The 25,417-nt window shown below is 64.8% G+C and carries 26 protein-coding genes; 13 read left to right on the top strand and 13 right to left on the bottom strand.

Annotated elements, in window-relative coordinates; translation table 11 throughout:
• Window positions 1-12: 12 nt before the first annotated feature.
• Entirely contained in the window at window positions 13-1,797 is a 1,785-nt protein-coding gene (gene argS, locus AWB79_RS01735) for an arginine--tRNA ligase (protein ID WP_061165635.1), read from the bottom strand.
• A gap of 283 nt (window positions 1,798-2,080) precedes the next feature.
• Here argS and AWB79_RS01730 point away from each other — a divergent pair, with 283 nt between their 5' ends.
• Window positions 2,081-2,407 carry a DUF1840 domain-containing protein gene (locus tag AWB79_RS01730; RefSeq protein ID WP_061165930.1) on the top strand — a complete coding sequence of 109 codons (327 nt, stop codon included), beginning with the start codon at window positions 2,081-2,083 and terminating at the stop codon, window positions 2,405-2,407.
• Window positions 2,408-2,531: 124 nt separating this feature from the next.
• Here AWB79_RS01730 and AWB79_RS01725 read toward each other — a convergent pair whose 3' ends face one another.
• The 7 genes from AWB79_RS01725 to AWB79_RS01695 form a co-directional block, all read right to left on the bottom strand.
• The gene (locus AWB79_RS01725; protein WP_035497479.1) at window positions 2,532-2,738 is read right to left on the bottom strand and encodes a hypothetical protein; all 207 of its coding nucleotides are present in this window, start codon (window positions 2,736-2,738) and stop codon (window positions 2,532-2,534) included.
• Between the two features lie 143 nt (window positions 2,739-2,881).
• Window positions 2,882-5,599, bottom strand: a complete 2,718-nt coding sequence (gene metH / locus AWB79_RS01720; RefSeq protein ID WP_061165634.1) for a methionine synthase — start codon at window positions 5,597-5,599, stop codon at window positions 2,882-2,884.
• Between the two features lie 20 nt (window positions 5,600-5,619).
• Complete coding sequence (locus tag AWB79_RS01715) at window positions 5,620-6,681, bottom strand: homocysteine S-methyltransferase family protein (RefSeq protein ID WP_061165633.1); 1,062 nt, start codon at window positions 6,679-6,681, stop codon at window positions 5,620-5,622.
• 231 nt (window positions 6,682-6,912) lie between these two features.
• Window positions 6,913-7,170: a BTH_I0359 family protein gene (locus AWB79_RS01710; protein WP_008351849.1), complete on the bottom strand. Its 258-nt coding sequence runs from the start codon at window positions 7,168-7,170 to the stop codon at window positions 6,913-6,915.
• A 136-nt stretch (window positions 7,171-7,306) separates the two neighbouring features.
• Complete coding sequence (locus AWB79_RS01705; RefSeq protein ID WP_061165929.1) at window positions 7,307-8,095, bottom strand: alpha/beta fold hydrolase; 789 nt, start codon at window positions 8,093-8,095, stop codon at window positions 7,307-7,309.
• Window positions 8,096-8,198: 103 nt separating this feature from the next.
• On the bottom strand, window positions 8,199-9,404 hold the full coding sequence (locus tag AWB79_RS01700; protein ID WP_061165632.1) for a DUF3108 domain-containing protein: 1,206 nt from the start codon (window positions 9,402-9,404) through the stop codon (window positions 8,199-8,201).
• 102 nt (window positions 9,405-9,506) lie between these two features.
• Window positions 9,507-10,328, bottom strand: a complete 822-nt coding sequence (locus tag AWB79_RS01695) for an IclR family transcriptional regulator (RefSeq protein WP_061165631.1) — start codon at window positions 10,326-10,328, stop codon at window positions 9,507-9,509.
• A gap of 111 nt (window positions 10,329-10,439) precedes the next feature.
• Here AWB79_RS01695 and AWB79_RS01690 point away from each other — a divergent pair, with 111 nt between their 5' ends.
• The 7 genes from AWB79_RS01690 to rfaE2 all read left to right on the top strand — a co-directional run bounded on the left by AWB79_RS01690 (window position 10,440) and on the right by rfaE2 (window position 17,607).
• Window positions 10,440-11,426 carry a fumarylacetoacetate hydrolase family protein gene (locus AWB79_RS01690; protein ID WP_061165630.1) on the top strand — a complete coding sequence of 329 codons (987 nt, stop codon included), beginning with the start codon at window positions 10,440-10,442 and terminating at the stop codon, window positions 11,424-11,426.
• 112 nt (window positions 11,427-11,538) lie between these two features.
• Window positions 11,539-12,720: an ABC transporter substrate-binding protein gene (locus tag AWB79_RS01685; protein WP_061165629.1), complete on the top strand. Its 1,182-nt coding sequence runs from the start codon at window positions 11,539-11,541 to the stop codon at window positions 12,718-12,720.
• A 30-nt stretch (window positions 12,721-12,750) separates the two neighbouring features.
• On the top strand, window positions 12,751-13,578 hold the full coding sequence (locus AWB79_RS01680) for an enoyl-CoA hydratase/isomerase family protein (RefSeq protein WP_061165628.1): 828 nt from the start codon (window positions 12,751-12,753) through the stop codon (window positions 13,576-13,578).
• Window positions 13,579-13,635: 57 nt separating this feature from the next.
• Entirely contained in the window at window positions 13,636-14,409 is a 774-nt protein-coding gene (locus AWB79_RS01675; protein WP_061165627.1) for a PhaM family polyhydroxyalkanoate granule multifunctional regulatory protein, read from the top strand.
• Between the two features lie 260 nt (window positions 14,410-14,669).
• Window positions 14,670-15,671: a MerR family transcriptional regulator gene (locus AWB79_RS01670; protein WP_061165626.1), complete on the top strand. Its 1,002-nt coding sequence runs from the start codon at window positions 14,670-14,672 to the stop codon at window positions 15,669-15,671.
• A 436-nt stretch (window positions 15,672-16,107) separates the two neighbouring features.
• Entirely contained in the window at window positions 16,108-16,983 is an 876-nt protein-coding gene (locus AWB79_RS01665) for a ferritin family protein (protein ID WP_061165625.1), read from the top strand.
• A gap of 141 nt (window positions 16,984-17,124) precedes the next feature.
• Window positions 17,125-17,607, top strand: coding sequence for a D-glycero-beta-D-manno-heptose 1-phosphate adenylyltransferase (gene rfaE2 / locus AWB79_RS01660; RefSeq protein WP_061165624.1), 483 nt, complete (start codon window positions 17,125-17,127; stop codon window positions 17,605-17,607).
• Window positions 17,608-17,630: 23 nt separating this feature from the next.
• Here the strand turns inward: rfaE2 and AWB79_RS01655 are convergent, their stop codons facing one another.
• From AWB79_RS01655 to AWB79_RS01635, 5 genes are read right to left on the bottom strand one after another with little or no spacing between them, the layout of a single operon-like run.
• Complete coding sequence (locus tag AWB79_RS01655; RefSeq protein ID WP_061165623.1) at window positions 17,631-17,870, bottom strand: hypothetical protein; 240 nt, start codon at window positions 17,868-17,870, stop codon at window positions 17,631-17,633.
• Window positions 17,871-17,906: 36 nt separating this feature from the next.
• Window positions 17,907-18,716 carry a type III pantothenate kinase gene (locus tag AWB79_RS01650; RefSeq protein WP_061165622.1) on the bottom strand — a complete coding sequence of 270 codons (810 nt, stop codon included), beginning with the start codon at window positions 18,714-18,716 and terminating at the stop codon, window positions 17,907-17,909.
• A complete protein-coding gene (locus AWB79_RS01645) occupies window positions 18,713-19,603 on the bottom strand; it encodes a biotin--[acetyl-CoA-carboxylase] ligase (protein ID WP_061165621.1) in 891 nt (296 codons plus the stop codon). Before AWB79_RS01645 ends, AWB79_RS01650 begins: the two co-directional genes overlap by 4 nt.
• 47 nt (window positions 19,604-19,650) lie before the next feature.
• Complete coding sequence (locus AWB79_RS01640) at window positions 19,651-19,983, bottom strand: helix-turn-helix domain-containing protein (RefSeq protein ID WP_082862248.1); 333 nt, start codon at window positions 19,981-19,983, stop codon at window positions 19,651-19,653.
• Window positions 19,976-20,251 carry a type II toxin-antitoxin system RelE/ParE family toxin gene (locus AWB79_RS01635; RefSeq protein ID WP_332459649.1) on the bottom strand — a complete coding sequence of 92 codons (276 nt, stop codon included), beginning with the start codon at window positions 20,249-20,251 and terminating at the stop codon, window positions 19,976-19,978. Before AWB79_RS01635 ends, AWB79_RS01640 begins: the two co-directional genes overlap by 8 nt.
• Before the next feature lie 241 nt (window positions 20,252-20,492).
• Between AWB79_RS01635 and AWB79_RS01630 the strand changes: the two genes are divergently transcribed.
• The 5 genes from AWB79_RS01630 to AWB79_RS01610 are packed head-to-tail and all read left to right on the top strand — an operon-like array spanning window position 20,493 to window position 25,364.
• Window positions 20,493-21,620 carry an MlaE family ABC transporter permease gene (locus AWB79_RS01630; RefSeq protein ID WP_061165619.1) on the top strand — a complete coding sequence of 376 codons (1,128 nt, stop codon included), beginning with the start codon at window positions 20,493-20,495 and terminating at the stop codon, window positions 21,618-21,620.
• Between the two features lie 6 nt (window positions 21,621-21,626).
• A complete protein-coding gene (locus tag AWB79_RS01625; RefSeq protein WP_061165618.1) occupies window positions 21,627-22,505 on the top strand; it encodes an ABC transporter ATP-binding protein in 879 nt (292 codons plus the stop codon).
• A 40-nt stretch (window positions 22,506-22,545) separates the two neighbouring features.
• Window positions 22,546-23,505 (top strand): MlaD family protein, encoded by a 960-nt coding sequence (locus tag AWB79_RS01620; protein WP_061165617.1) that lies wholly within the window; start codon window positions 22,546-22,548, stop codon window positions 23,503-23,505.
• A 16-nt stretch (window positions 23,506-23,521) separates the two neighbouring features.
• Window positions 23,522-24,157 (top strand): ABC-type transport auxiliary lipoprotein family protein, encoded by a 636-nt coding sequence (locus AWB79_RS01615; protein WP_061165616.1) that lies wholly within the window; start codon window positions 23,522-23,524, stop codon window positions 24,155-24,157.
• Window positions 24,158-24,191: 34 nt separating this feature from the next.
• Window positions 24,192-25,364 carry a VanZ family protein gene (locus AWB79_RS01610; protein WP_061165615.1) on the top strand — a complete coding sequence of 391 codons (1,173 nt, stop codon included), beginning with the start codon at window positions 24,192-24,194 and terminating at the stop codon, window positions 25,362-25,364.
• Window positions 25,365-25,417 lie beyond the last annotated feature (53 nt).

The following is a 25,417-nucleotide window of genomic DNA, read 5'->3' as shown; positions in this document are numbered from 1 at the left end:
GGCCGCAGGCAATTACATCTTCTGGGGAGCCGAAACGCCGATGGTCGCAAGGCCGTTCTCGAGGACCTGGCGGGTCGCCGCGAGCAGCGCGATGCGTGCGGTGCGTTCCTTTTCGTCGTCCACGAGCACGCGCTCGGCATTGTAGAACGAGTGAAATTCGCCAGCGAGATCGCGCAGATAGAACGCGACCGCGTGAGGCGCGAGTTCCTCGGCGGCGTGCTGAAGCATCTCGGGGAACTCGGCGAGCTTGTTGAGCAGCGCCATTGCGCGGTCGCTCGACAAAGGCGAGAGATCGGCCTGCGCCGCTTGCGCGAGATCTCCCGCGTAACGCTCCTTCCAGTCGTTCAGGATCGTGCAGATGCGCGCGTGCGCGTATTGCACGTAATAGACCGGATTCTCGTCGTTCTGCTTGAGCGCGAGGTCGATGTCGAACACGAACTCGGTGTCGGCCTTGCGCGAGATCAGGAAGAAGCGCACGGCGTCGCGGCCGCGGCGGATGACGTCCGCGTCGATCTGATCGGGCGCGGTTTCGTGGCCGGGAGCCAGGCCGCCCGACCATTCGATCAGGTCGCGCACCGTCACGTAGCTGCCCGCGCGCTTGGAGATCTTCACTTCCTGACCGTTGCGCATGACGGTCACCATCTTGTGCAGCACGTAGTCGGGATATCCCTTCGGAATGCCGATACCCAGGCCCTGCAGACCGGCGCGCACGCGCGCGATCGTGCCGTGATGGTCCGAGCCCTGGATGTTGATGACCTTGGTGAAGCCGCGTTCCCACTTGGTCACGTGATACGCGACGTCCGGCACGAAGTACGTGTACGTGCCGTCGGATTTCTTCATGACGCGGTCCTTGTCGTCGCCGTCGTCGGTCGTGCGCAGCCACAGCGCGCCGTCCTGCTCGTAGGTCCTGCCGGCATCGACGAGCGCCGCGACCGTCTTCTCGACGCGGCCTTCCTTGTACAGCGACGACTCCAGATAGAACTGGTCGAACTTCACGCCGAACGCGGTCAGGTCCATGTCCTGTTCGTGACGCAGGTACGCCACCGCGAAGTGCCGGATGGCTTCGAGATCCTCGACGTCGCCCTTGCCCTTCACGGGCTCGCCGTCTTTCGCGGCGACCGTTTCGCCAGCCATGTAGTCGCGCGCGATGTCCGCGATGTACTCGCCGTTGTAGGCGGCGTCGGGCCACTCGGCGTCGCCCGGCTTGAGGCCGCGCGCGCGCAGTTGCGTGGAGTTGGCCAGGTTGCCGATCTGCACGCCCGCGTCGTTGTAGTAGAACTCGCGATGCACGTCGTAGCCCTGCGTTTCGAGCAGGTTCGAGAGCGCGTCGCCGAGCGCGGCCTGACGGCCGTGGCCGACGTGCAGCGGACCGGTCGGATTCGCCGACACGAACTCGACGAGCACGTGCCTGCCCGCGTCGCGATCCGAACGGCCGAACGCGGCGCCTTCGCCCAGCACGGCCGGGATCACGTCTTGCTTCGCCGTGGCGGCAAGACGCAGATTGATGAAGCCGGGACCCGCGACTTCCGCGCCCTCGACGAGACCCGCGGCCGACGGATGGGCCAGCACCGCATCGACGATCTGCTGCGCGAGCTGACGCGGATTCGCGCGCAGCGGCTTGGCGAGCTGCATCGCAACGTTCGACGCCACGTCGCCGTGCGCGGCGACCTTCGGTCTTTCCAGTACGATCACGGGCGTGACGAACGCCGCTTCGGAGGCGCCCTGAGTGGCTTGCGCGACCTGCTTGACCGCGTCGGTGAGGAGCGTTTCGAGAGTGTGTTTATGTGCGGGCAGCATGCTGAATGTGATCCGGTGGAGCGAGTCCGATGGGTAGGGCGATGGGCTTGAGGACGGCGCTGGCGGCCGGTTGCGGAGGCCGCTCGCGAGTCCTGCGAGGCCTCGCGAACATGGAACGGACGAAGCCCGGTTATATCCCTACAAAGTGGGGATTTTAGCAGGTGCTAATATGTCGAATCAGGGTGTCGTCATGTCGTCATCGTCATGTTGTCAGGGAGACCGGCTCGTCTGCGCGTTTCGTTTGCAAACCGCTATGACCCAACATAAACAAAAGGACCATGCCATGCTGATCACATTCAAATCCCCCGCCGCGCCGGACGTCATCATGCTCGAGAACCTTGCGGAATACTTGCTCGGCATCATTGGCAAGCAATTGACCGCACGAGGCGTCATCACGCACGAAGATATTCCCGCAGCCATTCAAAAACTCGAAACGGCCGTCGCCACCGACAAGAAAGAGCGCGCCGAGCACGAGGGCCATTTTCACGAAGGCGAGGAAGGCCACCACCCGCACGAGCATCCGGTCGGGCTCGCGCAGCGCGCGTTTCCGTTCATCGACATGCTGCGGCTCGCGCAGAAGCACAACGCGGATATTCTCTGGGGCGTCTGATTCGGGCCGTTCACGGCGCCGGCAAAGAAAAACCCGCATCGCTGCCGATGCGGGTTTTTTTCTTCCGATGAAACCTCGGACGGCTTCGGTCGCGCTGCTGCCCGTTACTGCTCGGTACTGACCGTTATTGCGATTGGCCGCTTTCCGCGCCAGCGGGTTTCGCGGGCGTGTGCGGTTTCTTCGGCTTTTTCGGTTTCTTCTTGTGCTCCGACTGCGGCGGCGAGTACGAGGACGCCTGAGTGCTGCTTGCCTGCGCGAACGCGGCGGAGCTCGATGCGGCGAGCAAAGCCGCGGCGATCGCTACGGTTACGGCGGACGTCATCTTCTTCATGCGACTTTCTCCGTTGACGAGATGAATGCGTTTCGCCGTGACCACGGCGAAACGCGCTGACAAGTCTACGGAAACCAAAATTTTCCCGCCGGTTCCGTGCGTATTCCCGCTATCAGCAGCGCAGTATGTTGTCGCTTCGTTTCTCAGCGTTGCGGCGCGAGCGCGCGCTCCGCGTCCGAGGTCGACAGCGACATGCGCTCGGCGTAGCTCGCGAGCTGATCGTCGCCGATCTTGCCCACCGAGAAGTACGTACAGTCCGGATGCGCGAGATAGAAGCCCGAGACGCTCGCGGCCGGCAGCATCGCGAGGGACTCGGTCACGCTCATGCCGATTTCCTCCGCCTGAAGCACTTCGAACATATCGCGTTTGACGAGGTGATCCGGGCACGCCGGATAACCCGGCGCCGGACGAATGCCGACGTACTTCTCCGCAATGAGCGCATCGTTGTCGAGCGTTTCGTTCGCCGCGTAGCCCCACAGTTCGCGGCGCACGCGCGCGTGCAACGCTTCGGCGAACGCTTCCGCGAAACGATCCGCGAGCGCCTTCAGCATGATCGCGCTGTAGTCGTCGTTATCGGCCTCGAACTGCCGTTCTTTTTTGTCGACGCCCAGACCCGCCGTCACCGCGAAGATGCCGATGTAATCCGCCACGCCCGAATCCTTCGGCGCGATGAAGTCGGCGAGCGACCGGTTCGGGCGCATCACGCCGTCGACGACCGGCCGCACGCTTTGCTGACGCAGATTGCGCCAGGTCATTGCGACTTGCGTGCGCGATTCGTCCGTGTAGATCTCGATGTCGTCGTCGTTGACGGTGTTCGCCGGCAGAAGCATGACGACGCCGTTCGCCGTCAGCCAGCGGCCCTGGATGACGCGCGAGAGCATCGACTTGCCGTCGGAGAACACGCGGCGCGCCGATTCGCCGACGATTTCATCGTTGAGAATCGCCGGATACGGGCCCGCGAGATCCCAGGTCTGGAAGAACGGACCCCAGTCGATGTAACTCGCCAGTTCCGCGAGGTCGTAATTCTTGATGACGCGCCGCCCTATGAAGCTGGGCTTCTTCGGTGTATACGCGTTCCAGTCGATCTTCGTCTTGTTGGCGCGCGCTTGGTCGTAGGTGACCATGGGCTGCGCTTTCTTGTTGGCGTGCTGCGCGCGGATGCGGTCGTAGTCGGTCTTGAGCTCGTCGAGATATCTGGCCGCGCCTTCGTCCGACAACAAACTCGACGCCACCGACACCGAACGCGATGCATCCGGCACATACACGACCGGACCTTCGTAGTTCGGCGCGATCTTGACGGCCGTATGCACGCGCGAAGTCGTCGCGCCGCCGATCAGAAGCGGCGTCTGCTTGCCGCGGAAGTATTCGTCGCGCTGCATCTCAGAGGCGACGTAAGCCATTTCTTCGAGACTCGGCGTGATCAGCCCCGACAGGCCGATGATGTCCGCGCCTTCTTCCTTCGCCTTCTGCAGGATGGTCGCGCAGGGCACCATCACGCCCATGTTGACCACTTCGAAGTTGTTGCACTGGAGCACAACCGACACGATGTTCTTGCCGATGTCGTGCACATCGCCCTTCACGGTCGCGATGACGATCTTGCCCTTCGGACGCACGTCCGCGCCCGCATCGGCGAGGCGCTTCTTCTCTTCTTCGATGAACGGAATCAGATGCGCGACCGCCTGTTTCATCACGCGCGCCGACTTCACCACTTGCGGCAGGAACATCTTGCCCTGCCCGAACAGATCGCCGACGACGTTCATGCCGTCCATCAGCGGACCTTCGATCACGTTGATCGGACGGCCGCCCGCTTTGTCGATCTTCTGCCGGACCTCTTCCGTATCCTCGACGATGAAGTTCGTGATGCCATGCACGAGCGCATGCGAGAGCCGCGCCTCGACCGGCTGATTGCGCCATTCGAGGTTTTCTTCCTTCTTGGCCGCGCCGGTCTTGAACTTGTCGGCGACTTCGAGCAGACGATCCGTGCCGTCTTCGCGACGATTCAGCACGACGTCTTCCACTTTCTCGCGCAGCTCGGCGTCGAGATCGGCATACACGCCCAGTTGACCCGCGTTCACGATGCCCATGTCCATGCCCGCCTGAATCGCGTGATACAGGAACACGGTGTGAATGGCTTCGCGCACCGGGTCGTTGCCGCGGAACGAGAACGACACGTTCGACACGCCGCCGCTCACCTTCGCGTGCGGCAGATTCCGCTTGATCCAGCGCGTCGCGTCGATGAAATCGACCGCGTAATTGTTGTGTTCCTCGATGCCCGTCGCGATCGCGAAGATGTTCGGGTCGAAGATGATGTCTTCGGGCTCGAAGCCGACTTCGTTCACGAGAATGTCGTAGGAGCGCTTGCAGATTTCGGTCTTGCGCTGGAAGGTGTCGGCCTGACCTTTTTCGTCGAAGGCCATCACGACCGATGCCGCGCCATAGCGGCGGATCAGCTTCGCGTGATGCTTGAACGCCTCTTCGCCTTCCTTCAGCGAGATCGAATTGACGATGGCCTTGCCCTGCACGCACTTCAGCCCGGCCTCGATCACCTCCCATTTGGACGAGTCGATCATGATCGGTACGCGCGCGATATCCGGTTCGGAGGCGATCAGATTCAGAAAGCGCACCATGGCGGCTTTCGAATCGAGCATGGCCTCGTCCATGTTGATATCGATGACCTGCGCGCCGTTCTCGACCTGCTGGCGCGCGACGGCGAGCGCTTCATCGAACTGGCCGTTCAGGATCATGCGCGCGAACGCCTTCGAGCCGGTCACGTTCGTGCGCTCGCCGACGTTGATGAAAAGCGAGCCGTCGGTGACGTTGAACGGCTCGAGGCCGGAAAGGCGCATCGTGTGATCGGTCATGTCTGGTATTCCGTATTGATTCAGGCGGCGTCGCGATACTGAGACGGGAAGTTGCGCGGCTTGACTTCGGCGAGCGCCTTCGCGATCTCGGCGATATGCTCAGGCGTCGTGCCGCAGCAGCCGCCCGCGACGTTCACGAGACCCGCCGTCGCGAATTCCTTCAGCAATCCGGACGTCACATCCGGCGTCTCGTCGAAGCCCGTGTCGCTCATCGGGTTCGGCAGGCCCGCGTTCGGATAGCACGACACATACGTGTCGCACAGCTTCGCCAGCTCCGCGATGTACGGGCGCATCAGCGCCGCGCCCAACGCGCAGTTCAGACCGAACGTGAGCGGCTTCGCGTGACGCAGCGAGTTCCAGAACGCTTCCACCGTCTGGCCGGAGAGAATGCGGCCCGATGCATCGGTGACGGTCCCCGAGATCATGATCGGCACGAGTTCGCCGGTGTCGTCGAAAAGCTGATCGAGGGCGAAGAGCGCGGCTTTCGCGTTAAGCGTGTCGAAGATCGTTTCGACCAGAAACAGGTCGCAGCCGGCATCGAGTAGCGCCTTCGCCTGTTCGTAGTACGTGTCGCGCAATTCGTCGAAGCTCACGTTGCGCGCGCCCGGATCGTTCACGTCCGGCGAGATGCTCGCGGTCTTGGGCGTCGGCCCGATCGCGCCGGCGACGAAGCGCGGCTTGTCCACTGTCGAGTATTTGTCGCAAGCTTCGCGCGCGAGTTTCGCGGACTCGATGTTCATCTCCGCCGCGAGGTCTTCCATGCCGTAATCGGCCTGTGCGACACGCGTGGCGCCGAACGTGTTCGTCTCGATGATGTCCGCGCCCGCCGCGAGGTATTGCTCGTGAATCTCGCGAATCACCTGCGGCTGCGTGATCGACAAAAGTTCGTTATTGCCCTTGATGTCGCGGCCATAGTCCCTGAAGCGCTCGCCGCGATAGGCGGCTTCGTCGAGCTTGTAGCGCTGGATCATCGTGCCCATCGCGCCGTCGAGGATCAGGATGCGCTTCTGCAGGAGCGCGGGCAGCGCGGCGCCGCGTGTATAGGCGCGCGCGGGGAGATGAGGAGTGGCGTTCTGGGACATGACGGACGAGGCCTGCACCAAATGTTAAATAGCCTGACATTGTAGCCGCAGCGAGGGGCGGTCGCTTCCGCCCGGCGCGGCCGAGCGCGGCGGGGCCCACGGCGCGCTCCGCGCAAAAAAGAACCCCGCCATTGCGGGGCGGGGTCTTTTGAGGGGGCGAGTGTCGCCTGAGCCGCATAGCCGTGCGGCGGCGGTCGCGGACGGCGGCTGGCCGCCCGCGCGCTGGGTTGATCAGTGAAGCACGACCGGCTGATTCATCAAGATATCGAACTGGCCGAGGAATTCATCGACATCCTCGAGCGACGGCTCTTCCGCGATCAGTTGTTGCACGTGCTCGCGGAACTTCGCGGCCAGCGCTCCGTCGATGAAAATCTCCCGCTGCGTGTTCTTGTCGACGATCTCGTAACCGCCCGCCTTCATGGCGAGATGGTTGTCCTGCGGCGGAAACTCGACGACGCAGTAGTTGGGGCTGTTGTAGATCATTTGCATGGCGACACTCCTTATTCCTTGTTTGCTCCTGCCAAACCTGAGTCCTAGTTGGAGCGATTGGGTTGGAATTCAAGGGGTGGCCTCGATGTGATGCCGTTTGTATCGAGGCTTTCTTTTGCAGCATTAGCGATAATAATCAGGCGGAATCGCGTAAGAAGCCGTCCAGTAGCGCACTAAAGCGCTGCGATTCCTCGACCGGTGACAGGTGCGCGGCGTTGAGTAGTTGGAATTGCGCGCCCGGCACCTCGTCCGCAATCACTCTGGAAGCAGCATGCGGCGTGCCAACGTCATGTTCGCCTGCAACCACCAGCGTGCGTTTCTGCACGGAGGCGAGTTTGTCACGCGCGTCGAAACGGCTGACTGCCTCCGCTGCGCGCGCAAACCCCTCGGCGGGCGTGCGCGCGATCGTTTCCCCGATCTGCTCGACCACTTCGGGATGCGCCTTGCGAAATTCAGGCGTGAGCCAGCGTTCGAGCGTCGCATCCACAATACTCGCAGTCCCGTTTTCGCGCACGGAAGCCGCCCGTTGCGCGAAGGTCGGACGCGCTTCCTCCGGAACGAACGCGGGCGCGCCCACCACCGTCAGCGATTCCACCTTGTCCGCGTGGTTGATCGCAAGCTTCTGCGCGACCATTCCGCCAATCGACAACCCGACCACATGCGCCGACGGCGCGCCGAGCTTGTCGAGCAGCACGGCGAGATCGTCGGCGAGATCGTCGATGGTGAACGCGTCGGGCGACACGGCCGTCTCGCCGTGGCCGCGCAGGTCGTAGCGCAACACGGTGAAGTGGTTGCGGAAATAGCCGGCCATCTGGTCCCACACGGACAGATCGCCTGCCAGTTGATGGACGAAGACGAGCCAGCGGCCGCCGCCTTCGTTGTCGAGAACGTAACGTGTATCGATGCGATTGATCGTCAACTGCATATCGGCTCCGTAAAGAATGCGGTTTGCGATGCTGTTTCCGATGGCCTGCATGGGACGCCCTGCGCCGTCGCTGTACCCGGTGTCACGAAGTGTGACGGGTGCGTTACGGTTTGTCCGCCTGTGGCGCGGCGGGCAAGTATTCTTCAGACGCATTCCGCGTGCCCGAGGTTCCACCTTGGTCCGGTGCACCCCGTGCACCCGGCGTGCCCGGTGGCGCGAGCCGCCCGGCCCAGAGCAGTTCGATTTGCATTCCGTTCGGCTCGGTCTGAAGGATCCGCACGGGCAGCCAGCCGAGCGAGGGCGCGAGCCAGATGTCGAGCTTGCGGCGATCGCCTTCCTTGCGCGGCAGGCGCGTGAAATGGCGCGCACCGGTAAAGCCGTCGCGCGTCTGCACGTTTTCGTCGCCGACGGTTTCGATCGGCCAGATCTCGTTGCTGTCGTTGTCCGTCACGCTGAACTGGCGCGTGACGCCTGGCTTGTATTTGTCCGGCGCGCCGCGCACAAGGCTGGCCAGTTGCATCACGACGCTGAAGCGGTCCTGCGCGCCATCGGCGAGCGGCTGGCTCTGCGGCGTTTTCGTGTAGACGATCTGCTTCGTTTCGCGATTGAAAATGGCGATGTCGGCGGCGCGGCGGCCGCGTTGCTCGGAATACTGTTCCGGCGCGATGCCGAATCCATCGATATGACCCTTGCTCGAATAAACGTATGGACCGACGAAGGGCAGCGGAATCGAGACGACCATCTCGTAATGCTGGCCGTCGTTGGTCCAGTGAATGGTGCCGGTCTGATTCATCATGCCGTTCACGAGCGTGTCGTAACGCAACTCGCCGGACGGCGGAACACTGAATTTGTCACCCGACGCAGCAGCCGGTTGCGACGCAGGCGATGGCGCCTGCGCCACTTCGGACGCCTGCGCCGAGGATGCCGCCGCGCCTGAACCGGCTGCAGGCGCGTCCGGCGTCGGCGTCGCGGCGCTGAGAACCGGCGCGGCGGCGGGCGTGGCTGGCGCCGGTGCAGCGGGTTTCGGCGGCGCGGGCGCGACAGGCTTCGGCGGCGCGGGTGGCGTCGGTGCGGGCGGGGCGATGGGCTTCGGCGTCAACAATTCGATCTGCACCGGCGGCGTTTCCACCGGCGCGCCCGCCGGTTGCCGATTGCGATCTATCCACCGCATCGCGCACCAGTGCAGACCAGCGACGATCAGCACGGCCACCATCCAGCGTCCCCAGCGTCGCGGCGTGGCGGATTCGGGGGCGGCATCGGGCGGCTCGCCGGATGCGGGGCGAGGGCGGCGGAACGGGAACAATGGCATCGTGCGGATGGTAGGGCTTGTGACGGGGCGGTTTGCGGATGAGGCGAAAGGTTTTCGACACGCGCGCACCAGTCGATGTTCCTCCCGCCCCGGAGCGCGATTTCAGCGCTCGCCCGCCTTATACCCCAGTTCATACGACAGACCACGCGCGCATTCGCGTAACGCCGAATCGATTTCACCGTTCCAGCGCGTGTCGAAGGTGCCTTCGTGACCGAGTGCGATCAGGCCGAGCGCGAGTTCGCCGGTCGAATCGAAGACCGGGGTGCAGAACGCGTGGATCGTCGGCAACAGCATGCCTTCGACGCGCGCCGCGCCGTGTTCGCGCACTTCGGCGAGCATCGGCTCGACATCGGCTATTTTCTGCTTCGTGGCGGCGAGCTCGCGATCGAGCATCGGCTGCGTCTTGCTGCGCGGCAGGTACGCGGCGAACAGCAGGCCGGTCGCCGAGGACAGCAGCGGCATCACGTCGCCGAGCTTGAGCGACGCCTTCGCCGGATGGCTCGATTCCATCCAGTGCACGACCGTCGGTCCCTGATTGCCCCACACCGCGATGCCCACGGTCACGTCCATCCGATCGCGCATTTCAGCCAGCGCGATGCGCGCGAGCTTCACGCCATCGACGCGCGCGAGCCGCGCCAGACCCATTTGCAGCGCGAAGCCGCCGAGCTCGTAGCGGCCCGACACCGGATCCTGCGACGCGACGCCGAGCCGCAGAAAGCTCACGAGATACCGATGCGCCTTCGCCGGGCTCATGCCCGCGCGCTGTGCGAGGTCGCGCAGCATCATCGCGCGCGGCTCATTGGTGAGCACGTCGAGCAGCCGGAAGCCGACTTCGATCGATTGAATGCCGGAGCGCGTTTTTTCTTCGGTGGCGTCGGAGGCGTCGAGGTTGTCTTCGTCGTCGGTGGCTTGCGTGGATTGCATGAAAGAGGTGAACGTAAAAAGGCTTATGCCGATCGGCCGGGTCGTCGTCGGCGATTCACCATCGTAAAATACATTTCCCCTAACGTCACCACGCTCACCCGGCACTGCTCCATGAAACTCGCAACACTGAAGGACGGCACGCGCGACGGCCAGCTCATCGTCGTCTCGCGCGATCTGCGCACGGCAAGCATCGCGGATGGCGTCGTCGGCACACTGCAACGCGCGCTCGACGACTGGACCTTCTACGCGCCGCAACTCATGGACATCTACGACGCGCTGAACGCGGGCCGCGCGCGCAACACCTTTTCATTCGATCCGAAATCGTGCATGGCGCCGCTGCCGCGCGCGTTCCAGTGGGCGGACGGATCGGCCTATGTGAACCATGTCGAGCTGGTGCGGCGCGCGCGCAACGCGGAAATGCCGCCCGAATTCTGGACCGATCCTCTGATGTATCAAGGCGGGAGCGACGACTTCATCGGCCCGGCGGACGACATCGTGTGCGCGACGGAATCGTATGGCATCGACTTCGAGGCGGAAGTCGCGGTCGTTACGTCGGATGTTCACATGGCCGCGATGCCCGACGAAGCATTGCGCAGTGTGCGCCTGCTGATGCTCGTCAACGACGTGTCGCTGCGCAATCTGATTCCCGCCGAGCTCGCGAAGGGCTTCGGCTTCTTCCAGAGCAAGCCGGCCACGGCGTTCTCGCCCGTCGCCGTCACGCCGGACGAACTCGGCGACGCGTGGCGCGAAGGCCGCGTGCATCGGCCGATGATCGTGCACTGGAACGGCAAGAAGGTCGGTCAGCCCGATTGCGGCACGGACATGGTGTTCCATTTCGGCCAGTTGATCGCGCACGCCGCGAAGACGCGCAACCTGCGCGCGGGCTCTATTGTCGGCTCGGGCACCATCTCCAACAAGGACGCGAAGCGCGGCTACTGCTGCATTGCCGAGAAGCGCTGCCTGGAGACCATCGAGCACGGCGCGCCGCAGACCGATTTCATGAAGTTCGGCGACAGCGTGAAGATCGAGATGTTCGACGAAGAAGGCAAGTCGATCTTCGGCGCGATCGATCAGGCGGTCGTGCAGCCGGAGCATTGAGCCTTGGCGCATCGCAACGGGTTTAGCCCGATGCGATGCGCGCGGGCCGCGCCTTACACTTTGCCGGGCTGCGTTCAGCGCAGAGAAAACCAACAAGAAAAGGAGACTTTCGATGGCGGCAGGCAAGTGGCGGTTTGTGATCGGCGCGGCGTTCGCGTTCGCGGCAACAGCAGCGGCAACGACGACGGTGTTCGCGCAGCAGGCGCAGCACGTGAAAATCGGGCTCGTGCTCTCGCTCACGGGACCGGCCGCGTCGCTCGGCATTCCGGCGCGCGACACCGTTGCATTGCTGCCGAAGGAAATGGGCGGCAAGCCGGTCGACTACATCGTGCTCGACGACGCCTCCGACACCACGCAAGCCGTGCAAAGCACGAAGAAGCTCATCAGCGAGGATCAGGTCGACGCGATCATAGGCTCGTCGATCACGCCGAACTCGCTCGCCATGATCGATGTCGTCGCGCAAGGGCAAACGCCGATGATCTCGCTGGCGTCTTCGTCGAAGATCATCGAGCCGGTGGACGACAAGCGCCGCTGGGTTTTCAAGACGCCGCAAACCGACGCGATGATGGCCTCCGCGATCGCCGAGCACGCGAGCAATCATGGCGTGAAGACGCTCGCGTACATCGGCCAGGCGGACGCGCTCGGCGAGACTTTCTACGCCGAAGTCGCGAAGTTCGCGCAGTTGCACAAGATCGAAGTGGTCGCCAACGAGCGCTTCAATCGCACCGATCCGAGCGTGACCGGGCAGATTCTCAAGATTCTCGCGGCGAAACCCGACGCGGTCGTCGTGGGCGCGGCCGGCACGCCTGCCGCGCTGCCGCCGAAGACGCTCGCGCAACGCGGCTATAAGGGCAAGGTCTATCACAATCACGGCGTCGGCAATCGCGACTTCCTGCGCGTGTGCGGCGCGGATTGCAACGGCACGTTCCTGCCCGCGAGCCCGGTGCTCGTGGCCGCGCAGTTGCCCGACGATCATCCGGCCAAGCGCCTCGCGCTCGAATACATCAAACTGTACGAGGCGAAGCAGGGCGCGGGTTCCGTGTCGGCGTTCGGCTCCTATGCGTGGGACGCGGGCATGTTGCTGAACCGCGCGGTGCCCATCGCGATGAAAGCAGGCGCGCCCGGCACGCCGGCGTTTCGCGCCGCGCTGCGCGATGCGCTCGAAGGCACGAAGAATTTCGCCGACACCAACGGGCAGGTGAACATGACGCCCAACGACCATATCGGCCTCGATCAGCGCGCCCGCGTGATGGTCGAGATTCGCGACGGCAAGTGGATCTACCAGCCGCGCTAACTTTTCATCGCATTTTTCTTCGGACGGACCATGAGCGATCTCTCCATGTATTCGGGCTACAAGTCGCTCGAACTGCGCCGCCATCCGCACGGCGTGCTCGAAGTGGTGATGCCCGGAGCGGGCGCGAACAAGAGCGGTCTGTCCACCGCCGACGCCAACATGCATCGCGAACTCGCGGACATCTGGCGCGACATCGACCGCGATCCGGATACACGCGTCGCGCTGATTCGCGGCGAAGGCAAGGGCTTTTCAGCGGGCGGCGATCTCGGGCTCGTCGAGGAAATGGCGAATGACTTCGATGTGCGAGCGCGCGTCTGGCGCGAAGCGCGCGATCTCGTCTATAACGTGATCAACTGCAGCAAGCCGGTGGTCTCGGCAATGCACGGTCCGGCGGTCGGTGCGGGGCTGGTCGCGGGCCTGCTCGCGGACATCTCCATCGCGTCGAAGTCCGCGCGCATCATCGACGGGCACACTCGGCTGGGCGTCGCGGCGGGCGATCACGCCGCGATCGTCTGGCCGCTGCTGTGCGGGATGGCGAAGGCCAAGTACTATTTGCTGCTGTGCGAGCCGGTGAGCGGCGAGGAAGCGGAGCGCATCGGGCTGGTGTCGCTCGCCGTCGACGAGAGCGAACTGATGCCGAAGGCGATCGAAGTCGCGAACCGTCTCGCGCAGGGCTCGCAGACAGCGATCCGCTGGACCAAGTACGCGCTCAATAACTGGCTGCGCTCGGCGGGGCCGACGTTCGATACGTCGCTCGCGCTGGAGTTCATGGGCTTCGCTGGGCCGGACGTGCACGAAGGCATGCGGTCGCTGCGTGAGCGGCGTGCACCGGACTTCCCGGGCGGCGCGCCGTTCTGAATTCCGAACGTTGCGGCCGGCACGCGCATTCATACCCTAGAAAACAAGGAGAGTCGAATGACCGACAACACAGGCGGCACGCCGCCCTACACGATTCCCGGTTTTCCCGGATTCGGCGACGCGAACATGATGGGCAAGATGTGGGAACTGATGCGTCTGAACCCGTTCGCCGCCGCGATGCCCGGCGGCGGGCAGGGCATGGGTCCCTCCCTCTCGATGATGTCCGACATGCTTGCTCCACTCACGAACATCGAAGAGCTCGACAAGCGCGTGACCGACATGCGCGCCGTCGAGCACTGGCTGAAGCTCAACCTGAACATGCTGCAATCGGCGATTCAGGCGCTCGAAGTACAGCGCGCGACGCTCGCCACATTGCGGGCGTTCGGCGCGTTCGCGCAGACGTCGGTCGAAAGCGCGCACAACGCGGCGACTGAAAACGCCAAATCGGCGACCGCAGGCTGGCCGATGGGCGGCGCCGCAGCGAAACCGGATGCGCCGAAGGAAGGCGCGGCCGCTCAGGCCGGCGCCGGGGAAGCCGCTGAAAGCGACGAGGGGGAGGCGCAGCCGTCCGCGCCGCCGCCGGGTTTCGATCCAACCGGCTGGTGGAACGTGCTGCAATCGCAGTTCAACCAGCTTGCGCATCTCGCGATGATCCAGCCTGGCATGGGCGGCCCGCTCAACGCGGCGGGCGCGGCGAGCGCGTCGGATCAGCCGGCCGCCGCGGCGGGCAATCACGCTGAGGCGCCGGCAAACGGCGGCGAGGAAAAATCCGAGGCCGCAGCAAAGAAAGCGCCGGCGCGCAAGGCTGCACCGCGCAAGAAGCCTGCGTAAGTTTCCGGATTCATTCTCCGATCTTCCATGCAACGTCCGGCGGAACGCAGGTTCCGCCGGACGTCTCATTGATTTCGATGTTTTGCTTGATCAAACACGTCCCGCTGTCATTTCGCATGTAGAAACGCTTCTCGTCACCACGCTTCGTTTTAATTTTGTCTATGATGAAACATCGACGGTTCGGAGAATTTTGTCCACCGTTCGAGTCGGGCATGCAACATGCACTGTCTGGTGCGCGTAAGTCTTTCATCGTTATGTCCATGACAAACCCATCAGAACAAGACTTCGATTCGGAACCGCCCGCGGACCACGAGGCGCTCACGGATCCCGACTCCCCGCCTGCGTCGGCCCTGGGCGTGACGGGCATAGGCATCGGCGCGATAGCTCAGGAAATTGGTCTGACGAAGGACACGCTGCGTGTCTGGGAGCGCCGTTACGGATTTCCCCAGCCGATGCGCTCGGCCGGCGGCGAACGCCTCTATCCACAAGAACAGGTGTCGAAGCTGCGGCTCGTGAAGCGTCTGCTCGATGCCGGCCATCGTCCGAGCAAGGTGCTGGCACAGCCGGTCGACGTGTTGCAGCAACTGGCGGAAAGCTCCGGCATCGGCCAGGACGCGCCGGACGCCGAACTCGATCACCTGATCGCGCTGCTGCGCGCGAGCGCCTATGAAGAGTTTCGCTTCGGACTTTTGAAGCGCGCGACCCGCGACGGGCTCGAACGCTTCGTGCTGGATGTCGCGGCACCGCTGGCGGCGCGCGTCGGCAACGCGTGGGCCGCGGGCACCCTGCAGGTGTATCACGAGCATCTGTTCAGCGAGGCGATCCAGGTGACGCTGCGTACGCTGATGCGTCCGCTCTCCGACGCGCTGCGCGGGCGCGGCAGCCGTCCGCGCGTGCTGCTCACGACGATTTCCGGCGAAGGGCACGGCCTGGGCATTCTGATGGCCGAAGCGATGTTTACGCTCTCCGAATGCGAATGCATCCAGCTCGGGCTGCAGACGCCGCTGCACGACATCGTCGAAGCGGTGACCGCGCACAAGGTGGACATCGTCGCGCTGTCCTTCACGGCAGTGCTGCCGGCGCAGTCGATCGCCAACGGCCTGCTCGACCTGCGCAAGCTCCTGCCGCCGCATGTGCGAGTCTTCGTCGGCGGCAGCAGTCCGGCGCTGCGCCGCAAGTTCCAGGACGGGGTGCATTACGTGGCAGGGTTGACACCGATCGACGAAACTGTCGCGGATTGGCGTCAATCCGCCGTGCTATGATCGACGACGCTCGCTGCGGCGGGCACTGGCGCGAAAACCAGACGGCGGCCGCGGACGTGTGGCAGGCCGCGCGCAGGCGGGCATGACCCACATCGTGCGCGTCGAGTGCATCGCACTGCTGTCACGCAGACAGGGCATACTGCGCGGCCGGTCCGGCGCCACTTGAACATACCTCAGGCACAGGTTTCGCTCCTCACCCACGGTAGAACAAGACGCACAACACGCAACATTTGCACGGGGAAGTGCAGTGTTTCAGCGGGGCGCGACGCATTGCCGCGGCGCCTTATTTGCGTACTCGTCGTCGCTTTTGGTCTTTGGCCGACTGAATCCCGCGTAAAATTGAAAGCTTGTCTGCTCGCGTGCAAGGTTTCCTTGCACCCAAGAGCCGAACGTCAATACAGATATAACGTCGCATAAGTGGCATCAGGGGTGGACTATGAACACCATGCTTTATCCGGAACTTTATAAATCGCTGGAATCCGTCCGCTGGGATATGGAGAAGGACATTCCCTGGGACAAATTCGATGCTTCCCTGCTCACCGACGAGCAGGCCAAGACCATCAAGATGAACGCGATCACCGAATGGTCCGCTCTCCCTGCAACTGAAATGTTTTTGCGCGACAACCACAACGACAGTGACTTCTCCGCTTTCATGAGCGTGTGGTTCTTCGAGGAGCAGAAGCATTCGCTCGTACTGATGGAGTATCTGCGGCGCTTCAAGCCGGAGTTCGTGCCGAGCGAGGAGGAGCTGCACGCGGTGCGATTCGAGTTCGATCCGGCGCCGCCGCTCGAGACGCTCATGCTGCACTTCTGCGGCGAAATCCGCCTGAATCACTGGTATCGCCGTGCGGCCGAGTGGCACACGGAGCCGGTCATCAAACACATCTACGAAACCATTTCGCGCGACGAAGCCCGTCACGGCGGCGCGTATCTGCGCTACATGAAGAAGGCGCTCGCAACCGCGGGCGACACGGCGCGCGCGGCGTTCGCGAAGATCGGCGTGCTGATGGCGTCGGCGCGCCGCACGGAAAAGCCACTGCATCCGACCAACCTGCACGTGAATCAGGCGCTGTTCCCGCGTGACACCGTACAGTCGCGCCTGCCCGATCCGGAATGGCTCGAGCGCTGGCTGGACGACCAGATCCGCTTCGACGACAGCTGGGAGAAGAAGGTCGTCGAGCGCATTCTTCACAATCTCTCGATCCTTTTCGAGCGCTCGTTCGTGACCGCGCAGGAACTGAACCGCTACCGAAAGGAAGTGACGCAGCGTCTGCAAGCCACGCCGGGCGGCGCGGCTGAGCAGCCCGCGTAAGGTTCGGGATTCAGGAGAAAAAACGGCCCGCCGGGTGTAACCGGCGGGCCGTTTTGCTTTCGCAAACCGCCTCGGTGCCGCTTCACGGGGGAAGCGCCGTGGCACAATGCGCGCTTTCAGAACACCGCAACGAGCGCCGCCATGCCCGCCATTTTCGAACGCAAGATCACCACGCGCGATGCGCTCGCAGCGCTGCGCCAGACGCTCGCCGGTCCTGTCGTTTTCACCAACGGCGTCTTCGACATTCTTCATCGGGGTCACGTGACCTATCTCGCCGATGCCAAGGCGCTCGGCGCTACGCTCATCGTCGGCGTGAACAGCGACGCGTCCGTGCGCACGCTGGGCAAGGGCGACGATCGCCCGATCAATCGCGAGGACGATCGCATGGCGCTGCTTGCGGCGCTTGAAAGTGTCGACTGGGTCGTGAAGTTCGAAGAAACGACGCCGCTGCAACTGATCGAGGCCGTCCACCCCGACGTGCTGGTGAAAGGCGGCGATTACGATATGGACAAGCTGGCCGAGTCGGCGCTCGTGCGCGGTTGGGGCGGCAAGGCGCTCGCCATCGCGTTCGAGCACGACCGCTCTACGACCGCACTGCTCAAAAAGGTCCGCGCGCAGTCCTGATCCGCATCACGCTTCGTTCGCGCTCATTGCCCGAGCGGCGCGGTCCGCACATTTGCGGCTGGAGCCGGACCGCCGACGCGCGGCTGGTCGAATGCTTCCTCGGGCGGAATGGAGCGCGTCGTCAGCGCTTCGGGACGCACCTGCTGCGTCAGATGATGCGGCTCGCGCGCGCTGGCCGCGGGAAGCGGACCGAACGTGCCGCGCATGACCGCGAACATCAGCAGGTTGGCGAGAATCAGCAAGGCGATCAACCAGCGCAGCATTCTTGGGCTCCGTCCCTCGATCTATAAATCGGCGAATCAGGGTGAGTGGGGCGCCGTCGCGTCACGCGCGATGAGCGCGAGGCCGGACAGCACGAGAGAGTCGTGTCGGGTATGCGGTACGCCGAGCGCGCCCGCGATTTCATTCGCCGCGCCGCCGCCGAGCACGAGACGCACTTCGGCTTGCCATTGTGTCTTGAGGTCGCGCCATGCGCGCTCGATCAGGCTCGCCTGAGCGAGCAGGCATCCGGAAGACAGCGCGGCGGCGGTGTCGATGGCGAAGAAGCTGCGCGTTTCGCCGAGCGCTTCGCGCGCGGAGGCGGCGTCGAGCGTCGGCAGTTGCGCGGTGTGGCTGCCCAGCGATTCCATCATCAGCGACCAGCCCGGCGCAATCAGTCCACCGATGAACACGCCGTCGGCGCGCAACGCTTCGAGCGTGGTGGCGGTGCCGAAGGTCGCGACCAGCAGGTTTTCGCCGGGATACGCGGCGCGCGCGGCAATCATGCCGGCCCAGCGGTCGCTGCCCAGGCGCGTCGGGTCGGAATAAGCGTTGATCACGCCGCACTGCGTGGCCTTCGCGTGCACGACCGTGCGCGGCAAGCTCGGCCAGCGGGCGTCGAGCAGACGCTGGATGCGGTTCTGCACCGGCGTGCCCGCGACGTTCGAAATCCACGCGTTCGCCGGAGCGGGCAGATCGGTCCACGCGTCGAGAGCGGCGTCGTCGGCGGCGGTCGAGTGATGCGCGTGCTCGAAGGCGCCCGTAGCCAGCGGCGTGCCGTCTTCCTCGACGAGCGACCATTTGATGCGGCTGTTGCCCGCGTCGATCAGCAGAAAGCGCGTGGCGCTCACGGACGCTCCTTCGCGAGGCGCAAGGTGACTTCGCCGGTCGCGACGGTGCGCGGGCCTTCGGGCGCGTCGATCTGCAACTGGCCGGTGTCGTCGACGCCAGAGGCGATGCCGCGCGTCACTTCCATGCCCTGATCGATCAGCGCGACTTCGCGTCCGGCCCACGCGTGAGCGTCGAGCCAGCGCTGGCGGAACGGGCGGAAGCCTTCGGCCTCGAAGCGCGGCAACGCAGCGTCGAGCGCGTTGAGGAGCGCGGCGAGCGTCTCGGTGAGATTGGCGTCGGGCCATGCGCGCGCGAGCGCGGCGGGTGTGGCGCCCGGCACGGTCGATGCGGACTGCCGGTTCGCGTCGTCGACCTGGGCGGCGAGTTGCTCGGCGCCGTGCAGGTTCATGCCAATGCCGATCACCACGGCCGTCGCGCCCGGCGCATTCCATGCGGTTTCGATGAGAATGCCGGCGAGCTTGCCGTCGTCGAGCAGGACGTCGTTGGGCCATTTCAGCGCGGGACGCGCGGACGGCGTGAGCGGCAGGCGAGCGAGCGCGTCGAGCACGGCAGTGCCGATGGCGAGACTCAGTCCCGAGAGACCTTCGATGGGCCGCTTGAGCACGCAGCCCACCGACATAAGGAGCGCGTTGCCCGGCTCGGCGAGCCACGCGCGGCCGCGCCGCCCGCGTCCGGCGGTCTGCGAATACGCGACGCGCGCCGTGGGGGCGGGTGTGCTGTCACGCCGCAACGCGCGCAGTTGCTCCATCAGGTCCGCGTTCGTGGAGCCGGTTTCGTCGACGATGTCGATGGTCCAGTCGCGGGCGGGCCGTTCGGCGAGCGTCGCGAGACGGGAGCGGTCGATGCGCCAGGGAGCGTCGGGGGCGAAGGAGGAGGGCGAGTTCATGGCGGGTATTGTAGCCGCGCGATGGCCGTGCAACGCCCTCGAAAAAGTCACACGAACGCGATGCGCAGGCGTTTGCCGCACGCGGCGGCGTACTTGTGCAAGGTCTCGAGTCTCGGCGAATGCTTCGCGCTGGCGAGCGACCCTTCGAGTCGCGCAATGGCCGAGGCAGTCGTACCCATGCGCTCTGCGATCTGCGCCTGTGTGAGCCCCGCTTCCTTGCGCGCACGAAGCACGGAATCGAGCGCTTCGTATTTGGGGCCGAGGGCGTCGCATGCCGCCTTGAACTCCGGGTCCGCCAGCATGCGCTGGGTGTCTTCATCTGTGTGGGGGGCCGGATCGTAGCGGTCTTCCAACAGGCGTTGCAGACGTGTCTTAACCATTGCGCTTTACCTCTTTCATGCTGCTGAACGCGACGCGCAATTCGCTTTTCGGGGTGCGTTGCGTCTTTTTAACCAACGTGTGCAGGATAACGATCCGTCGACCTGCCTGCGTGCAATAGGACACCCGCCCGATACCTTCTTTGCCATGCGGACGGAGTTCGAAAAGACCTTCGCCGAGCGCACGCGAATACGGTATGTACAAATTCGGCCCGTGGTTTTTCATGGTGTCTTTCAAGCGCCAATAGTCGGCGCGAATAGATGGCGGTATTTCCAGGATTTCACGTTGAACGCGCGTGCTGTAGTACTCGATCGTCCACTGACCAACGTCGTCGAATGTTAGCGTATTTGCTAATTTCTGAAGACGAGGGTTGCCATCCAGTCTTCCCGCGCCAGTGATTCAAGGAAATTCAGCCATTCGACATACGCCTGTCGCCATCCCCGCGCCCCCAAACCAACCTTCGCTACAATGTCCTCTCCCCTTTAACCGCGTCTCACCGCGCCATCGATCCTTGGACTTCGACACGCCGCCGCGCCTAAGAGTGGAAGCCGGCCAGCAGGGCAAGGTGGTCCGGCTCTCGGGTCAGTGGACCGCGCTCGCGCTCGCTCGCGACCGCGCGAAAAGCGGCGTCACGCGCAGGCTGCGCGCCATCGGGCGCGAGGCGATCGGTCAGTGGGATCTGCTGTCGGTCGAGCGGCTCGATCACGTCGGCGGCCAGGCGCTCTGGCGCATATGGGGCCGCAAGATGCCGGCGACCATCGCGCTGTCGGATACGCAGCGCGAAATCTTCGAGCGCGTCGCGCTGCTCGACGCCGAGCGCGAGGAGCCCGAACCCGTCGACCGCGTCAATCCCGTCACGCGGCTCGGCCAGCTCATCTTCGATTTCTTCGATCACCTCTACGGCGGCCTCTCGATGTTCGGCGGCTTCGTGCTCGATCTTTTCGGGCTCGTTCGGCGTCCGCAGCGAATCCCGTGGACGGAAATCTCCGCGAACATCTACAGCGCCGGCGCCCAGGCGCTCGCGATCACCGCGCTCGTCGCGTTCCTCATCGGCATCGTGCTGAGTTACCTGTCCGCGCAGCAATTGCAGGCGTTCGGCGCGAACCAGTTCATCGTCAATATCCTCGGGCTTTCGGTGATTCGCGAGCTGGGTCCGGTGCTCTCCGCGATTCTCGTCGCCGGCCGTTCGGGCTCCGCGATCACCGCGCAGATCGGCGTGATGCGCGTGACCGAGGAACTCGACGCGATGCAGGTCATGGGCATTCCGCACGGCCTGCGCCTCGTTTTGCCGCGCGTGATCGCGCTCGGCATCGCCATGCCGCTGCTCGTCATGTGGACCAACATCATCGCGCTGACGGGCGGCGCGCTCGCGGCGAAGCTCGTGCTGTCCATCGACGTGTCGTTCTTCATCCGCTCGTTGCCGTCGGTCGTGCCGATCGCCAATCTGTGGATCGGCCTGGGCAAGGGCGTCGTGTTCGGCATGCTGATTGCGCTGGCCGCGTGTCACTTCGGCTTTCGCATCAAGGCGAATTCGCAGAGTCTCGGCGAAGGCACGACGACTTCGGTCGTCACGTCGATCACCATCGTGATTCTCGCGGACGCGGTGTTCGCGATCCTGTTCCAGAACGTCGGACTGTAGAACGCCATGTCGACCACGCTCGCCACCGCCGTCCGCCATCAGCCGCCGCCAGTCATCGCGGAGCCGGTGATCGAGGTGCGCGACCTCACCAAGCGCTACGGCCGCACCGTGATTCACGAGCACCTGAATCTGGATGTGCGGCGCGGCGAGATCGTCGCGCTGCTGGGCGGCTCGGGTTCCGGCAAGACCACGCTCGTGCGGCAGATTCTCGGCCTCGAATATCCGACGTCGGGCACCATTCGTGTGCTCGGCGAAGAGTGGGCGCGCATGGACGAGGAAACCGCGAAGATGCTGCGCACGCGCTCCGGCATGATGTTTCAGCAGGGCGCGCTGTTTTCGTCGCTGACGGTGTATGACAACATCGCGCAGCCGTTCCGCGAACTCGGCAAGATTCCCGAGGACCTGATCCGTGAGTTCGTCATGCTCAAGCTCGAAATGGTCGGGCTGTCGTGCAAGCACGCGAGCAAGATGCCTTCCGCGTTGTCGGGCGGCATGGTCAAGCGCGTGGGCATCGCGCGGGCGATCGCGCTCGAACCGGAACTGCTGTTCCTCGACGAACCCACCGCCGGCCTCGATCCGAAAGCCTCCGACGAGTTCGTCGATCTGATCGCCACCTTGCATCGCGCGCTCGGCCTGACCGTGGTGATGGTCACGCACGATCTCGATACGATGGTCGCGCTGTCCACGCGCGTCGCCGTGCTCGCGGACCGGCGCGTGCTGGTCGCGGCGCCGGTGGAAGAGGCGTGCGCGGTGGATCACCCGTTCATTCGCGAGTATTTTCTCGGACGGCGCGGACGTCGCGCGCTGCAGGCGCTGCCGCCCGAGCGCCGCGCGAAGCTGCCGCCGGCCGCGCTCGAGGACGCGCCGATCGCCATCAACAAATAGCCGCGCCCCTAAGCGTCGCGCGCGAGCAAGGAACCTGCCGATGGAAAACAAATCACATGCGTTCTGGACCGGGCTTTTCACGATCGTGCTCGTGCTGGCCATCGCGTTCGCCGTGTTCTTCTTCAACGTGGACCGCACCGTGCGCGTGCCGTACGACCTGATCGCGCGCACCAACGTCACCGGCCTGTTCACGGACGCGTCCGTGCGTTATCGGGGTCTCGGCGTCGGCAAGGTGCAGTCGATCAGCTTCGACAAGTCGCATCCGGGGCAGATCCGCATCCGCATTCTCGTCGACAAAAACGCGCCGATGACGCATTCCACCTTCGCGACGCTCGGCTTTCAGGGCGTGACGGGGATCGCCTTCGTGCAGCTCGACGACACCGGCACCGATCCGACCGCGCTCGCCTCGTCGCCGCAGCACGTGGCCGAAGTGCCGATGCGCCCCGGTCTCTTCGAGCAGTTGCAGCAGCGCGGCGACGTGATCCTGAAGAAGTTCGAGCGCCTGTCCGAAGACGCCGACAAGTTCCTCTCCGACGACGTGCGCAACCAGCTCATGGCGACGACGAAGAGTCTTCAGGGCGCCGCCGACGGCATCGCGACGCTCGCGAGCCAGGTTCAGCCCGCGACGGCGCACTTGCCGCAAACCCTGAAACAGATCGACACCACGCTTGCATCGACCAATCAGCTCATGCAGAACCTGAATCGTCCGGACGGCCCGCTCGTCAGCAATCTGAACAAGGCGGGCAAGGCCGCCGAGGAAGCGGGCGCGGCGCTGACGGACATGAACGAGTCGCTGCGCTTCATCACGGCGCGCGTGGGCTTCGAGGCGCTGCCGCGCTTCTACTCGTTCAGCGACGACGTGAGCGCGGCCGCCCGTTCGGTCGATCGCGCCGCCGACGCCTTCAGCACCAATCCGCGCAGCGTGCTCTTCGGCGCGCCGCAGAAAGATCCCGGTCCGGGCGAGCCGGGCTTCACGTGGCCGGCGCAGCCGTCGCACTGATCGAGAGAAGAACGACATGGCAGACATCGACATGAACGGAGCGAAACGGGCAATCGCGGCGCTCGTGCTCGCCGGCCTCACGCTGCTCGCGGGTTGCGGATCGGCCCCGAACGCGATGCCGAACGCGCGCTACGACCTTGGCACGACGCCGACGGCGAACGCTTCAGCCAACGGCCTGCCAATGCCGCCGGTGAAAGTGCTCGCCGTGAGCGCGCCGCGCAATCTCGAAACCGATGCGTTCGCGTATCGCCTGAGTTACGTCGATGCCCAGCGCACCGGTAGCTATTCGAACAGCCACTGGACGATGCCGCCCGCGCAACTCCTGACGCAGCGCCTCCGCGAGGCGCTCGCGGCGCGCGGCCCGATTCTGTCGGGCGCCGATCCGGTGCGCGCGGTGCCGCTGCTCGAAATCGAGCTGACGAACTTCGAACAGGTTTTCGACGCGCCCGAGCAAAGCCACGGCGCGGTCGCCGTGCGCGCGACGCTCACGCAGCAAGGCCGCGTGGTCGGCCAGCGCAGCTTCGCGGCGAGCGCGCCCGCGCCGAGCGCCGATGCATCGGGCGGCGCGCGGGCGCTGGCATCCGCATCGGATGACGTAATCGGGCAACTCGCCGCGTGGCTCGCCGCGCAACCGCTCGCGGCGTCGCGATGACGTTCGGCTGCGTGCGCCGCCGTCCGGGCGGCCCATGACGATCAAGCAATGGCAGCGCCGCCCGTCGGCGTTTTCCCGGCAGGCGCTCGCAGCGTACGCGGCGCTGGTGGTCTATGGCTCGCTCTATCCGTTTTCCGGCTGGCGTTCGCTCGGCCTGAGTCCGTTCGCGTATCTCACCGATCCGCTGCCGCAATATCTCACCGTCTTCGATGTCGTCACCAACGTGCTCGGCTATATGCCGCTCGGCGCGCTGATCGTGCTCGCGCTCTATCCGCGCATGCGCGGCACGCTCGCGGTGGGCGCGGCGCTCGTCGGCGGCGCGCTGCTGTCGGGCACGATGGAAGCGATTCAGACGTATCTGCCGACGCGTGTCGCGTCGAACCTCGATCTCGCCGCCAATGCGCTCGGCGCGCTGATCGGCGGCGTGCTGATCGCGCCTGCGACGAGCGCGCTGCTCGATCGCGGCCTGCTGCGGCGCATCCGCTTCACGTGGTTCGAGCGCGATGCCGCGTATGTGATCGGCCTGACGGCGCTGTGGCCGTTTGCGGCGCTGTTTCCCGCGCCGTATCTGTTCGGCGGCGGCGACCTGCCGCGCGTGCTGTGGGATCAGCTCGATCCGTCGATGCAGGACGCGATCCTCGCGTGGACGCCCGCCGCGTGGGACCTCGAAAGCTGGCCGGACCGGCTCGGCGCGCTTTTGCCCGACGACGCATGGGAGGCGCTCATCACGTCGAGCGGCCTGTTCGCGGCGCTGGTGCTCGCGACGCTGCTCACGCGCCGCCGCGCGCCACGCATCCGTTTGATGCTGTTCCTCGTCGCGGCGACGCTCATCGCGAAGGCGGGAGCCTCCTTTCTGCAATCGCGCGCGGGCCTGACGTTCGACTGGGCGACGGACGGCGCGCTCGAAGGCGTCGGCATCGCGACGCTGGCGGGCGTGCTTACGGTGTCGCTGCCGCGCGGACTGCGCGCCGCGCTCGCGGGCGCGGCGCTGGTTTTCTCGCTCACGCTCGTCAACTTGCTGCCGGTGAATCCGTACTTCGACATCGTGCTCGCCGACTGGCGGCAGGGGCGCTATCTGCACTTCAACGGGCTCGCGCACTGGCTCGCGTGGGTGTGGCCGTATGCGGCGCTCGGGTGGCTTGCGTCGGCGGCGGAGCGCGCGTGGCTCGCGCGTCGGCGGGCGGCATCGGATGGTGGCGAGCGCTGAAGCCGGCAGCGGGCACGAACATCGCTCGCTATAATCGACCGACACTCTTTTCG

The organism is Caballeronia hypogeia, from assembly GCF_001544875.2.
In the GTDB taxonomy this organism is placed as follows: Bacteria; Pseudomonadota; Gammaproteobacteria; order Burkholderiales; family Burkholderiaceae; genus Caballeronia; species Caballeronia hypogeia.
This window is presented reverse-complemented; position numbering and strand designations above follow the sequence as displayed.

Excerpts from the sequence above, each read along its gene's own strand:
- AWB79_RS01620 (WP_061165617.1), top strand. The coding sequence starts at position 22,546 with ATGGAAAACAAATCACATGCGTTCTGGACCGGGCTTTTCACGATCGTG.
- AWB79_RS01725 (WP_035497479.1), bottom strand. The coding sequence starts at position 2,738 with ATGAAGAAGATGACGTCCGCCGTAACCGTAGCGATCGCCGCGGCTTTG.
- AWB79_RS01640 (WP_082862248.1), bottom strand. The coding sequence starts at position 19,983 with ATGGTTAAGACACGTCTGCAACGCCTGTTGGAAGACCGCTACGATCCG.
- AWB79_RS01655 (WP_061165623.1), bottom strand. The coding sequence starts at position 17,870 with ATGCTGCGCTGGTTGATCGCCTTGCTGATTCTCGCCAACCTGCTGATG.
- AWB79_RS01685 (WP_061165629.1), top strand. The coding sequence starts at position 11,539 with ATGGCGGCAGGCAAGTGGCGGTTTGTGATCGGCGCGGCGTTCGCGTTC.
- AWB79_RS01680 (WP_061165628.1), top strand. The coding sequence starts at position 12,751 with ATGAGCGATCTCTCCATGTATTCGGGCTACAAGTCGCTCGAACTGCGC.
- AWB79_RS01715 (WP_061165633.1), bottom strand. The coding sequence starts at position 6,681 with ATGTCCCAGAACGCCACTCCTCATCTCCCCGCGCGCGCCTATACACGC.
- AWB79_RS01665 (WP_061165625.1), top strand. The coding sequence starts at position 16,108 with ATGAACACCATGCTTTATCCGGAACTTTATAAATCGCTGGAATCCGTC.
- AWB79_RS01690 (WP_061165630.1), top strand. The coding sequence starts at position 10,440 with ATGAAACTCGCAACACTGAAGGACGGCACGCGCGACGGCCAGCTCATC.
- AWB79_RS01645 (WP_061165621.1), bottom strand. The coding sequence starts at position 19,603 with ATGAACTCGCCCTCCTCCTTCGCCCCCGACGCTCCCTGGCGCATCGAC.
- AWB79_RS01730 (WP_061165930.1), top strand. The coding sequence starts at position 2,081 with ATGCTGATCACATTCAAATCCCCCGCCGCGCCGGACGTCATCATGCTC.
- metH (WP_061165634.1), bottom strand. The coding sequence starts at position 5,599 with ATGACCGATCACACGATGCGCCTTTCCGGCCTCGAGCCGTTCAACGTC.
- AWB79_RS01710 (WP_008351849.1), bottom strand. The coding sequence starts at position 7,170 with ATGCAAATGATCTACAACAGCCCCAACTACTGCGTCGTCGAGTTTCCG.
- AWB79_RS01705 (WP_061165929.1), bottom strand. The coding sequence starts at position 8,095 with ATGCAGTTGACGATCAATCGCATCGATACACGTTACGTTCTCGACAAC.
- argS (WP_061165635.1), bottom strand. The coding sequence starts at position 1,797 with ATGCTGCCCGCACATAAACACACTCTCGAAACGCTCCTCACCGACGCG.
- AWB79_RS01700 (WP_061165632.1), bottom strand. The coding sequence starts at position 9,404 with ATGCCATTGTTCCCGTTCCGCCGCCCTCGCCCCGCATCCGGCGAGCCG.
- AWB79_RS01695 (WP_061165631.1), bottom strand. The coding sequence starts at position 10,328 with ATGCAATCCACGCAAGCCACCGACGACGAAGACAACCTCGACGCCTCC.
- rfaE2 (WP_061165624.1), top strand. The coding sequence starts at position 17,125 with ATGCCCGCCATTTTCGAACGCAAGATCACCACGCGCGATGCGCTCGCA.
- AWB79_RS01675 (WP_061165627.1), top strand. The coding sequence starts at position 13,636 with ATGACCGACAACACAGGCGGCACGCCGCCCTACACGATTCCCGGTTTT.
- AWB79_RS01615 (WP_061165616.1), top strand. The coding sequence starts at position 23,522 with ATGGCAGACATCGACATGAACGGAGCGAAACGGGCAATCGCGGCGCTC.
- AWB79_RS01625 (WP_061165618.1), top strand. The coding sequence starts at position 21,627 with ATGTCGACCACGCTCGCCACCGCCGTCCGCCATCAGCCGCCGCCAGTC.
- AWB79_RS01670 (WP_061165626.1), top strand. The coding sequence starts at position 14,670 with ATGACAAACCCATCAGAACAAGACTTCGATTCGGAACCGCCCGCGGAC.
- AWB79_RS01610 (WP_061165615.1), top strand. The coding sequence starts at position 24,192 with ATGACGATCAAGCAATGGCAGCGCCGCCCGTCGGCGTTTTCCCGGCAG.